9 protein-coding genes and 1 tRNA gene are annotated in these 11,719 nt (G+C 62.8%); 4 read left to right on the forward strand and 6 right to left on the reverse strand.

The genetic code is table 11. The features are described 5' to 3' along the window. Positions 1 to 51: 51 nt before the first annotated feature. Positions 52 to 711 carry an ABC transporter ATP-binding protein gene (locus tag MTP16_RS14375; RefSeq protein WP_243510598.1) on the reverse strand — a complete coding sequence of 220 codons (660 nt, stop codon included), beginning with the start codon at positions 709 to 711 and terminating at the stop codon, positions 52 to 54. Between the two features lie 139 nt (positions 712 to 850). Here MTP16_RS14375 and MTP16_RS14380 point away from each other — a divergent pair, with 139 nt between their 5' ends. Then, complete coding sequence (locus MTP16_RS14380; RefSeq protein WP_243510601.1) at positions 851 to 2,014, forward strand: glycoside hydrolase family 113; 1,164 nt, start codon at positions 851 to 853, stop codon at positions 2,012 to 2,014. Between the two features lie 172 nt (positions 2,015 to 2,186). Then, positions 2,187 to 3,383: an ADP-forming succinate--CoA ligase subunit beta gene (sucC, locus tag MTP16_RS14385; RefSeq protein WP_243510604.1), complete on the forward strand. Its 1,197-nt coding sequence runs from the start codon at positions 2,187 to 2,189 to the stop codon at positions 3,381 to 3,383. Positions 3,384 to 3,546: 163 nt separating this feature from the next. On the opposite strand, the gene MTP16_RS14390 is transcribed toward sucC, so the two are convergent. After that, positions 3,547 to 4,014, reverse strand: coding sequence for an organic hydroperoxide resistance protein (locus MTP16_RS14390; protein ID WP_243510614.1), 468 nt, complete (start codon positions 4,012 to 4,014; stop codon positions 3,547 to 3,549). Between the two features lie 165 nt (positions 4,015 to 4,179). Between MTP16_RS14390 and MTP16_RS14395 the strand changes: the two genes are divergently transcribed. Then, positions 4,180 to 4,251, forward strand: a tRNA-Arg gene (locus MTP16_RS14395). Between the two features lie 377 nt (positions 4,252 to 4,628). Then, positions 4,629 to 5,153 (forward strand): fasciclin domain-containing protein, encoded by a 525-nt coding sequence (locus MTP16_RS14400; RefSeq protein WP_380286638.1) that lies wholly within the window; start codon positions 4,629 to 4,631, stop codon positions 5,151 to 5,153. Positions 5,154 to 5,224: 71 nt separating this feature from the next. On the opposite strand, the gene MTP16_RS14405 is transcribed toward MTP16_RS14400, so the two are convergent. The 4 genes from MTP16_RS14405 to MTP16_RS14420 all read right to left on the reverse strand — a co-directional run bounded on the left by MTP16_RS14405 (position 5,225) and on the right by MTP16_RS14420 (position 11,675). Beyond that, complete coding sequence (locus MTP16_RS14405) at positions 5,225 to 7,168, reverse strand: T9SS type A sorting domain-containing protein (protein WP_243510617.1); 1,944 nt, start codon at positions 7,166 to 7,168, stop codon at positions 5,225 to 5,227. Between the two features lie 70 nt (positions 7,169 to 7,238). After that, a complete protein-coding gene (locus MTP16_RS14410; RefSeq protein WP_243510621.1) occupies positions 7,239 to 8,000 on the reverse strand; it encodes a PASTA domain-containing protein in 762 nt (253 codons plus the stop codon). Between the two features lie 142 nt (positions 8,001 to 8,142). Continuing rightward, positions 8,143 to 10,842 carry a D-alanine--D-alanine ligase family protein gene (locus MTP16_RS14415; protein ID WP_243510624.1) on the reverse strand — a complete coding sequence of 900 codons (2,700 nt, stop codon included), beginning with the start codon at positions 10,840 to 10,842 and terminating at the stop codon, positions 8,143 to 8,145. A gap of 113 nt (positions 10,843 to 10,955) precedes the next feature. Beyond that, a complete protein-coding gene (locus MTP16_RS14420) occupies positions 10,956 to 11,675 on the reverse strand; it encodes a copper homeostasis protein CutC (protein WP_243510627.1) in 720 nt (239 codons plus the stop codon). Between the last annotated feature and the right edge of the window lie 44 nt (positions 11,676 to 11,719).

Below are 11,719 nucleotides of genomic sequence, written 5' to 3' on the forward strand. Positions count from 1 at the left end.
GGCTGCGCTCGGCATGACGTTCTTTTTATTCCTAAAACTTTTCCTTCAGCCTTACCCGCCTTCCAGAATATGCCCGTCGCGCATTACAATCTTGCGGTCGGCCATTTCGGCGAGCTGGTCGTTGTGCGTCACGATGACGAAGGTTTGGCCTAATTCTTTGCGCAGCAGGAAGAAAATCTGGTGCAGCTCCTGGGCGTTTTTGGTGTCGAGGTTGCCGCTGGGCTCGTCGGCGAAGATGATTTCGGGCGAGTTGATGAGGGCGCGGGCCACGGACACGCGCTGCTGCTCGCCGCCGCTCATTTCGCTGGGCTTGTGCTCGGCGCGGCCTTCGAGGTTGAGCATGCCGAGGAGCTCGCGGGCCCGCACACGCACTTCTTTTTCGGAGCGGCCGGCCAGGTAGGCGGGCAGGCACACGTTTTCGAGGGCCGTGAACTCGGGCAGCAGGTTGTGAAACTGGAAAATGAAGCCGATGTGCCGGTTGCGAAACCGCGCCAAGTCGTTGCGCCCCAGCGAGCTAACCGACTCGCCATCAAACAGCACCTCGCCCGAATCAGGATTATCCAAAGTGCCCAGAATGTGCAGCAGCGTGCTCTTGCCCGCGCCCGAAGAGCCGACGATGCTCACGATTTCCGACTTCTCAATCGTTAAATCGATGCCCTTGAGGACGTTCAGAGCGTTGTAGCTCTTGTGAATGTTGATAGCTTGCAGCAACGGAGCCGGCGATAGACGTGAACGGAATGCGGTAGTGGCAAAGCTACGCACAATCCGGTGGGAGCTAAGCCGGGCTGTATACGTGGTTCGCCGTTTGGCGTCGCTAATCCTTTTCTGAGGTCAGAAAATTTCGCTCAAGATGCCTTTGCAATTTTCGCTGCGCCGCCTCTTGCCCTGGGCCCTGACTGGGCTGGCGTCCTTTTGGATATTGTGGTGGCTATTCAGCCAATGGTTGGCTTACCACAGCGAGAACGGCCCGGCCGCGCGGGAGATGGAGGCCGAATACGCTCCCATTACAACAATAGAAACCCGCCGCTCCGCCACTTTTGCCGATAGCACCCGCCTGCGCGGCGTGAGCTGGGTGGCCGGCGACTCCGTAACCGCTGCCGACCTGGCACCCCTGCTGTGGGACCACATCATCTGGATTGCCCAGATGCCCTTCGGCTGGCAGGCCGGTGCAGCCGAGCCGGGCATCCGCGCCAACACGGGCCGGCCGGTGGGGCGCCGGGGCTTGTGGGGCGAGAGCGACGCGGGCCTTATCTATACCGCGCAACTAGCCCGGCAACACGGCATCCGCACGCTGCTTAAGCCGCACCTGTGGGTGCGGGGCCGCGGCGCCTGGCCCGGCGACATTAATATGCGCAGCAAAGCTGATTGGGACGCCTGGTTTGCCAGCTACTCGGCCTTCATCCTGCACTACGCGGCGCTGGCTGAAAGCGCGCATTTCGACGGCCTCTGCATCGGCACCGAGCTGCTGCACGCCACCGAGCCGGCTCACGAAAAGGCCTGGCGCGGGCTCATCAAGCAGATTCGAAAAGTCTACCACGGCCCGCTCACCTACGCGGCCAACTGGGCCGTGGAGTACCAGCAAATCCGCTTCTGGGACGCGCTCGACTACGTGGGCATTCAGGCCTACTTCCCGCTGAGCACGGCCGCCAATCCGCCGCTCGACACGCTGCTGCGCGGTTGGCAACCACATTTGCGTGCGCTGGCTGCCTGGCAGAAAAAAGTCAAAAAGCCCATTGTCTTCACCGAAGTGGGCTACAAAACCACGCCCGACGCGGCGGCCCGGCCCTGGGAATGGCCCGAGCGCCTGGCCACTACCCCGCCCGACGAGGCCACTCAGGCCCGCTGCTACGAGGCGCTGTTCCGGGCCACCTGGGGCCAGTTGTGGCTGAAAGGCATGTTTATCTGGAAGTGGTACCCGGGGCTGGCGGCCGACGGCCCGACCCGCCGCCATGCCGATTTTACGCCCCAGCACAAGCCGGCGGAAGCGGTTTTGGCGCGTTGGTATGGACAGTGACAGGTAGCGTGGACGCTGCGAGTCCGCGCATTTGCCGGAGGGGGAATGCGCGGACTCGCAGCGTCCACGCTACAATGCTTTCCATCGGGTTGCGACAATCAAATCCGGGCGCCGTACTTTCGCGTCTGCAACCGCAGGGCTGCAAGGCACAACCCACCCCTTTACTGTTTTTATGAACATTCACGAATACCAGGGTAAGGAAATCCTGAAAAAGTACGGCGTTCGCGTGCAAGAAGGCTACACCGCCGACACTCCCGAGGAGGCCGTAGCCGCCGCCGAGAAACTGACCGCCGAAACCGGCACCAGCTGGTACGTCATCAAGGCGCAAATCCACGCCGGTGGCCGGGGCAAAGGGGGCGGGGTGAAGCTCGCCAAAGGCATCGACAAGGTGAGCGGCATTGCCAGCGAAATCATCGGCATGCAGCTCGTGACCAAGCAGACCGGCGCCGAAGGCCGCAAGGTGCACAAGGTGCTGGTGGCCCAGGACGTGTACTACCCCGGTCCCTCGGAAACCAAGGAATTCTACATGAGCGTGCTGCTGGACCGTACCAGCGGCAAGAACGTCATCATCTACACCACCGAGGGTGGCATGGACATCGAGGAAGTGGCCGAGTCGCACCCCGAGAAAATTCAAAAGGAGTTGATTGACCCCGCCGTGGGCCTGCAGGGCTTCCAGGCCCGCAAAATTGCCTTCAATCTCGGCCTCGAAGGCGAGGCACAAAAGGAGATGGTGAAGTTCGTGACGGCCCTCTACAAGGCCTACGACGAGACGGACTCCAGCATGTTCGAAATCAACCCCGTGCTGAAAACCTCGGACAACAAAATCCTGGCCGTGGACGCCAAGGTGACGCTGGACGAAAACGCCCTCTACCGCCACAAGGATTTCGTGGCCCTGCGCGACCTCAACGAGGAAGACCCGCTGGAAGTAGAAGCTTCGAACAACAACCTGAACTACGTGAAGCTCGACGGCAACGTGGGCTGCATGGTGAACGGCGCCGGCCTGGCCATGGCCACCATGGACATCATCAAGCTTTCGGGTGGCGAGCCCGCCAACTTCCTCGACGTAGGCGGTGGAGCCAACGCCCAGACGGTGGAAGCCGGCTTCCGCATCATCCTGAAGGACCCGAACGTGAAGGCCATCCTGATTAACATCTTCGGCGGCATCGTGCGCTGCGACCGGGTGGCCAACGGCGTGGTAGAGGCTTACAAAGCCATCGGCGACATCCGCGTGCCCATCATCGTGCGCCTGCAAGGCACCAACGCCGAAGAAGGCGCCCGCATCATCGACGAAAGCGGCCTGAAAGTGTCGTCGGCCGTGCTGCTGAAAGACGCCGCCGCCCGCGTGAAAGAAGTGCTGGCTAACGCTTAGTTGCTAGTTGCCCATTGCTAGTTGTTAGCAGCAAAAAGGCCCGCCTGATAATTCAGGCGGGCCTTTTCGTTGGAACGAGTACCCCGAAGCTCTGCTTCGGCCTGCGTTTAACGACTTCGTTCGCACGGACCGAAGCAGAGCTTCAGGGTACTCGTTCTCTCAGCTACTCATTGGCGACGCCGGCGTTTTCTTCGGCTTGCACCGGAATGGCTTGGCCCTGTACTTTGAGCTCCACTTCCATGTTGCCACGGGTGCCTACCGAGTAAGGGCAGATTTTGTGGGCCTGACGCACCATGTCGATGGTTTTGTCGCGGTCGAAGGCTTTGAGGTCCACGTCGAGCACGGCGCTCAGGCCGTAGCCTTCGCCCTCCTGAAACAGCGTGACGGAGCACTGCACGGTGGTTTCGGGGTCGAGCTTGTCGCCGCCGCGCTGGGCGATGACGAGCAGCGCCTGCTGGAAGCACGAAGCGTAGCCAGCAGCAAACAGCTCTTCGGGGTTGGTGGCGTTTTTCTTGCCGCCGAGGCCTTCGGGCACCGACATGTCGAGGTCGATGATGCCGGTGGACGAGCGGACGTGGCCGCTGCGGCCACCAACGGCCGAAGCGTCGGCCGTGTACAGGTTCTTTTTCATGGTGTGGGTTGGAAGGTGAAAGCAGATGAATGCGTGAGACGCTTAGGCTTAACTGCATTTACGGCGCTGAGGTTGTGGCAAAGCGCCACGCCGCCAGCAGGAATTTGCTATCATATTTGGTAAGCTTCGCTTTTGCGGCTACTTTTGCAGTCCTATCTAGGACCTGGCCACGTCGTACAACGGATAGTATGAGAGTTTCCGAAGCTCTTGATTTAGGTTCGATTCCTAACGTGGCCACGAAAGCCCCATTTCCAACTGGAAATGGGGCTTTTTGCTTTTCAGACCTTTCAGAATAATGGGGTTCAGCATGGGCATGTAATGGAGCGGGTGAAACCCAAGGCTTTTTACTTATCGTATGGATGAGCATTCTCTCACCCTTATTCCCACAACCCATGAACACGAAACCATTCTTTGCCGCTGCCGCCCTGCTGGCCGCCCTTGCTACTCCGGCTTTTGCGCAGGACATGAAAACCAAGTCGGACGACGAAAAGACCAAAACCAAGGCCGACGGCATGACCACCAAAACCAAGATGGCCGACGATGGCAAGATGAAGGTGAAAGGCAAGTCGGACGCCGGCGATAAAATGAAGGCCAAAACCAAGCCCCGTGAGGGCATGGGTATGGGCACCGGCACCACAACGACCACCACCAGCATGAGCTCCATGAGCACCGAAGGAGGCGTGATGGTGGGCGGCGCCATGATGACGCCCGACAAAGACATCGTGGACAACGCCGTGGGCAGCGCCGACCACACCACCCTGGTAGCCGCCGTGAAAGCCGCCGGCCTGGCCGAAACCCTGAAAAGCGCCGGGCCCTTCACCGTATTTGCGCCCACCAACGCCGCTTTCGACAAGCTGCCCGCCGGCACCGTCAATTCGCTGGTGCAGCCGGATATGAAGCCCAAGCTCACCACCATTCTTACCTACCACGTGGTGCCCGGCCGCTACACCGCCGGCAACCTGACCGCCGGCCAGGTCCTGACCACTGTAGAAGGCGAACAGCTGACCGTGATGAAAAACGGCAACGGCGTTATGATTAAAGATGCCAAGGGCGGCATGGCCCGCGTCACCATCCCCGACGTCATTTCCAGCAACGGCGTCACCCACGTCATCGACACTGTGCTGATGCCCACGAAGTAAGGGGCCCTATCTTAGCCAAAAGGCCCGCCGGAATCGTCCGGCGGGCCTTTTGCATTCAGGAGTACTTCCTGCTACTCCAGCATCAGCCGGCGGCCCACGGTGCGCCCATCGGCCAGCAGCAGGCGCACAGTGTACACGCCGGGCGGCAGGGTGGGCAGCGGCAGCGTGGCCTGGCCGGCTTGGCCGGCGGGCTGCTCCCACACGGTGCGGCCCAGGGCGTCGAGCAAGGTAGCACGGGCAAAGGCCGGGCCTTCGACGCGCACGGTGCCGCGGGTGGGGTTGGGATAGAGGCTGTAGGCAGCGGCTTCGCGGGCCGAGGCGGTGGCCGTGGTCACGTTATTGGTCATCACCGGGCGCATCATGAAGGCGCCGCGCCGCAAGGGCAGAAGCACCAAGCTCCAGACGCCGGTGTTGCTGCGGCCCCATAAATAGCCGGGAGGGAAGGAGTTGTTCAGGTCGCGGCCGTAGCTCAGGCTGCGGCTGGTGGATGGCTGCGAGAAGCCCACGTAAAAGATGCCCGATACAGGCACCGGCTGGTCGAAAGAGATTTCGAAGTAGGGCCGGCCGCCGGCCGTGGCGGCGGTGCCGGGCAGCGTGCCGGTTTTGCTGGCGATGGGCGTGTCGCTGGGGCGGCCCCCGTTGTCGCTCCACACGCTGATGGTGACCGGGCGTGGGTTCGTGTCGGCGGCCGTGTATACCGGATATAGGCGCAATCCCCCCACGTGGTCGGGCTGGTTCAAGTTGAAGCGGTACGCCAGGGCCGCGGGCTGGCCGGTGCTGTACACGGTCATCTCGGTGTAGCCCTCGGCCGTGCCGTCGTCGTAGGCGTAGTAGTTGCTCAGTTCGACATCGCGCGAAATGGTGTCGTTGGGCGTGGCGCGCGGTTGGTCCAGGCCATTGGTGTTGATGACCAGGCTGTAGCGCAAGCGTTTGGGCGTGGGCGTGGCAGGAATGGGCACCGAAGCGGCCGACCCGGTTTGCGGGGAGTTGCGCACGTTCGGGTCGATGAGGCGCGAAACCTGTAGCCAGGTGCCCAGGGTGGTGCCGTCGGTGAGGTTGCGCACCGTGCCGGTCACGTCGATGGGACGGGGCAGGGGCGGGGTGGGCAACTCCAGGTTGGTCAGGTTCACGCCCAGTGCGGGGTTCAGCTCGCTGGTGGTGGCGGCGTTGAACTGCCAGACCGGCATGGCCGTGAAGCGGCGCAGGGGGCTGCGCAGGCCCCCTGAGGGGTTGTCGCCCAGCAGCCCGGCGCCGGTGGCCACGTCTACAAACGTGGTATCGGCCAGGCCGCGCGTCCGGCCGCGGTCCAGCAGCACGTAGTCGATGTTCCAGTTATCCGGGTTTTCGGAGGCGTTGCCGGTGGCCACGAACCTGAACTGGAACGTGCCGTGCAGGTACTGGCTTTGGTCGAGGCGAATGACCTGCTGGCGAAAGCCGGTGGTGGCGCGCTGGCTGTTGTAGCTCCAAACCCGCGTCCAGAGGCTGGAGCTGTTTTTCAGGAACAGTTCCAACCGCACCGGCGTGGCGCCGGAGTTGAGGTTGGGCGTGCCCACAATGCTGCCGGCCTGCCAGGCGAAGCTCAGGTACACGTCGTTGCTGGCGGTGAGGCCGCTCAGGTCGATGGGCTGCGAGGTGAGCGAGTCGAGGGTGCTGTAAAACGACTGGATAATACCGCTGTAGCTCTGTCCGTTGGCCTTGAGGCCGTCGAGGGTGGCGGCGCCGCGGGTGAGGGGCGCCAGGGCCAGGCGGTTGCTCACGAAGGCACCCCCGTTTGGCTCCCACCGCCGCACGTCGGGCGCGCCTTCGAGCGGCGTGGTGAAATCATCAAAAAAAGGCAGCGAAAGCGCTGCGGTGCGCTGCTGCACGGCCCGGTCGACTTTCGGGATATAGGCCGCCCGGCTGGGGTCGGCCGAAAGCGGGCCGGAGCGCAACTCTATCTGGGCCTGGGCGGCACCGGCGCTCAGAAGCAGGGCCGGCAACAGCAGGCGGCAATACGTGCGGAAGCGTGTCATCATACCAATGCGGGAAAGGAGATTCAAGACCCTGGCAACGCCTGGAAGCGGCAAAAAATTGCGGGTCAGTCAGTTATTTCGCTACCCAGATGTCCACCAGCTGGCCCGTGCGAATGGTGGCATCGGGGCCGGCCACGGGGCGCTGGCGCACCACGGTGCCGGGCGTCTGGCCGTCCTCGGCGGGCTGCTCAAACACCTCGCCCTTTTGCAGGCCCTGGCCCGAGAGCAACAGCAGGGCCTCGTCCTGGGGCATGTTGATGAGGTTGGGCACGGCAAACGTCTGGTTGCCCTGGCCGTCGCCCACCACCAAATCGACGGTGGCGCCCTTGGTGATGGGCGCGCCGGCCGCGATTTCCTTGCCGTTCACCAGCTGCTTCAGCACCTGCCCGGGAGCCAGGTCGGGCACCAGCTGAATCTGGCCCACCACCAAGTCGTAGCTTTTGAGAATGAGCGCGGCGGCTTTCGAGGAGTTGCCCACCAGCTTGGGCATCTTGATGACGGGCGGGTTTTTCATGCTCACCTGCACGTAGATTTTGCGCCCTTCCTTCACCTTTTCGCCCGGGGCGGGGTCCTGCACCAGCACCGTGAAGGGCCGCACGTTGGGGTTGTAGCTGGAGTCGTCCACGAAGTAGGCCAGGTTGCGCTCGTCGAGGTAGTTTTCCAGGTCGGCCACGTTCATGCCTGTCACCTTCGGCACGGTGATGGTTTCGCCGTGGTGCGTGCTCATGGGCAGGTACACGTAGAAAAAGCCCAGCACGAGCAACAAGCCCGCGAGGGCAATGAGCACAAAGTGCTTCACAACGTCGAGCGGGGAATTAGCAGAAAAAAACGACATGCGGTAACGGTAACGAAGCTATTTGAAAGAATAAAGAACGTCATGCCGAGCGTAGCCGAGGCATCTCGCGTGCCGAAGTAAACCCTAACGTCTGGATTTACTACCGCAAGCGAGACGCCTCGGCTCCGCTCGGCATGACGTGCTAGCTGGCGGGAACCGCCTTAGCCGTGCGCGCCTTGCCAAACTCCAGAATCCGGTCGATGAACTGGTAGGGCGTGTAGCCGGCCAGCGCCGTTTGGTGGAAGATGCAGGTGGCGGGCGTCATGCCGGGCAGGGAGTTCACTTCGATGATGAGCACCTCCACTTCGCCGCCCGCGCGCACCCGCACGAAGGCATCGATGCGCGCGTAGCCCTGAATGTCGAGCACTTCGGCCACGCGGCGCAGCACGGCCTTTACCTCGTTGGAGATGCGCTGACGCTCGGCCGGGTCCGGGGCGTAGCGGGCGGGCGTGATGTTCTGGCCTTCGCCAGCCAGGAATTTCTCTTCCAGACTCAGGACCTCGCCGGTAGCCAGGGCCTCGCTGGCCTCGAATACCTCGATTTCAAGCTGCCCGTTCTCATCGTAAGAAGTGAGCAGGCCGCCGGTGATTTCGAGGAAGTGCGCGGCCCCGTCGCGGCTGATGAGGGTTTCGACCAGGAAGGCATCCTTGCGCGGAAATTCCTCTTTAAAGCCCAGGTTCAGGACTTCGGCCGGGCCGGCCAGCAGGTCTTCTTCGGTGCGGAAGATGAGCCGGCAGAAGGCTTCAAGCTCCGCACGATTCTTGATTTTCTTCACCGCTGATGAGCAGCCGTCGTCGGCGGGCTTGGCGATGAAGGGGTAGGGGAACTGCGTTTCGAGGCTGCGGTAGAAGCTTTCGGCGTCGGCCCGCCACTCCAGCTTGTTGGCCATGCGGTGCTCGGCGACCCGCAGGCCGGCCTCGCGCAGGCGCTTGTTGGTTTCGAACTTGTTGATGGTGATGCTGCTGCTGGCCACGCCCGAGCCGTTGTAGGGCAGGCCGTATTGCTCCAGCTGCTGCTGCAGAGCGCCGTCCTCGCCGGGGCGGCCGTGCAGGGCAATGAACACCTCATCAGCCAGCTGGGCCAGCTCCTCGAACGAGATGCGGCGCGGCTGGGCCAGCGCCTGCCCGGCGTAGGTGCGGGTGATGTCGCCGGCCTCGCGCCGGATGCGCTCCAGAATGGGGTGCGCGGCCTCGCCGGCCTCGGCGTGCTCAATCTTCTCGCGGATGTCGTCGGCGTTGTCCTTCAGCATCACGTTCACGGGCAGCACGTACAGCTTGTGCTCGTCGCTGGAGCCCGTGAGGAACACCGGAACCGGCGCGTACTTGGCCGAGGAGCTGAGCTTCTCGTAGATGTTGCGCCCGCTTTCCACCGAAATGTGGCGCTCCGAGGAGTAGCCGCCCATTATCACGGCCACCCGAATGCGCTCGGTGGCCTCGTGCTGCCGGCCGGCCACGGCCGTGTCGAGGGTATCTAGTAGTTGCGCCAGCTTCACGGGGCGAAGGCCGGCGCGGCGCCGGGCCGCCAGCGAGGTGCGAATGAGGTAGGTGAGAAACTGGCTGGGGTTGAGCCCGATTTCAGCCGCCTGATGGAAGAAGAACGAAGCCGGTAGCATGCCCGAGGTAGTGTTCGGGTCGTTGAGAAACAGCCGCCCGTCGTGCGCCACAAAGCCATCGAGGCGTGCATAGACCTGGAAGCCAAACGTGCGGAACATCTCCTCGCAAGCCTCCCGGATTTCCTGGATTTTCGCCTCGGGCAAGTCGATGGGCGTGATTTTGCGGGCCAGGCCGGGCAGGTATTTCGAGCGGTAGTCAAACATCTCCTCACCCTTCACAATCTCGGTAGGCGGGAGGGCCAGCGGCAAGCCGTTGGGGTCTTCCACCACAATGCACGAGAACTCGCGGCCGGCCACGAAGCTTTCCACCAGCACCTGGGTCTCGCCGTCCACGTTGGTCAGGAGCACGGCCTCGGCGGTTTCCAGGGCCTCGGTCAGGGCCGTCAGCAGGGCTTCGGGGTGGTAGATGGGCGCTGTTTCATCATTGATGACAACCGGCAGGCCTATGCCTTCGCGGATGTCTGTCAGATGTTGCACCCAGGCAATGCGGTCCTGCTCGCCGAGGCGCTGCCAGTCGGCGCGCGTCACGGTTTTGCGGAACAGGCTCTTGTCGATGGCCGCCTCGAATTTGGCCAAGTCGTCGGTTTTCAGAATGCTCACGCCGATGCTGGAGCCCTGGCGCGGCGCCTTCAGCACCAGCGGCAAACCCAGCTCGCGTACCAGGTAGGCAAGGGTGGCGGCGTGGTCGGTGCTGTCCCATTCCTCGGCCTTGATGACGCGAAAACCGGGCGTGGGACGGCCCAGGGCGTGCAGCAGGTTTTTCTGCGCAATTTTATCAATGCCAAAGGCCGACGGCAGAATGCCCGAGCCCGAGTACGGGATGCCCAACCATTCCAGCAGGCCCTGAATGGCGCCATCCTCGCCCCCAGGCCCGTGCAGGGCCAGGAAGGCGAAATCCATCAATAGCGGCAGCTGCTCGGCCTCAACCTTGCGGCCCACCTGGGCGATGGCCTCGGCGCGCTCCTCGGCGCTGAGCTCACCCAGGCTTTCGATGTAGACCTGCAGGTGGTGCACCGAAGGCGGCAGCGCGCTCACCGGCGGGTAGAAATCCCGGATGGTGCCTTTATAGATGTACTGCCAGTCGAGCAGAATGAACTGCCCGAGGCTATCCACGAAGATGGGCACGGGCTGAAACAGCGCCTTGTCCAGATTATCAAATACGGTGCGGCCGCCCGCGAACGAAATTTCCCGCTCGCGCGAAGTGCCCCCGAAAAAAATGCCGATTTTCATAAGTGTCGCAAAGGTAAGAAGGCCGTACTGCGTCGTAGCGCGAACTTTGTAGTTCGCATGCCTCGCGCCGCTGCAACGTTTATCGTTCAGGTACGCGAACAACAAAGTTCGCGCTACAGCCGGCTCACTAGTTCGGCCACCAAAGCGGCATCCGTTTCAAATTGTTCCGTTTGAAACAAGCCATCGGCCGGGTTGGCCGGCACTCGGCGCTTGGCGCTGCTGTGAAACTCGTGCGCGCCCGTCTGCCGGGCCAGCGTCTGGAGGTTGGCCGCCGAAACGCCCGCACCGGGCATGATGCTGATACGCCCGCCCGCTTGCTGTACCAACGCCGCCAGTCGGTCTTGACCTGCCTCGGCCGTGGCCTGGCCGCCCGAAGTGAGCACCCGCTGGCAGCCCAGCGCAATAACATCTTCCAGCGCCTGCGCTTGGTTAGGGCACACATCGAAGGCCCGGTGGAAGGTGATTTGCATGGCCCCAGCCCGCTCAATAAGGCCTCGGCAAGCTGGTATGGCCACGCGCCCAGCCGTATCGAGCGCGCCCAGCACCACGCCGGCGGCCCCCAATTGGCGACACGCCTCGATGTCAGTCCGCATGATGGCCAGCTCATCGGCCGAGTACACGAAGCCGCAGGGCCGGGGCCGAACGAGCACAAACACCGGGATGCTCAATTGCGCCAGCGTCTCCCGAATCAGGCCGTAGGAGGGCGTGATGCCGCCCTGTTCCAGGTTCTGGCACAACTCGATGCGGTGCGCGCCGCCCGCCTGTGCCGCCAGGGCTGATGGGAGGGAGGCCGCGCAGATTTCGAGGGTGAGGGGCATAGAATTGAACGTCATGCAGAGCGCCGCGAAGCATCTTTATCGCAGCAGTAAACCAATCG

Origin of the sequence: Hymenobacter monticola, assembly GCF_022811645.1 — a bacterium.
Classification (GTDB): domain Bacteria; phylum Bacteroidota; class Bacteroidia; order Cytophagales; family Hymenobacteraceae; genus Hymenobacter; species Hymenobacter monticola.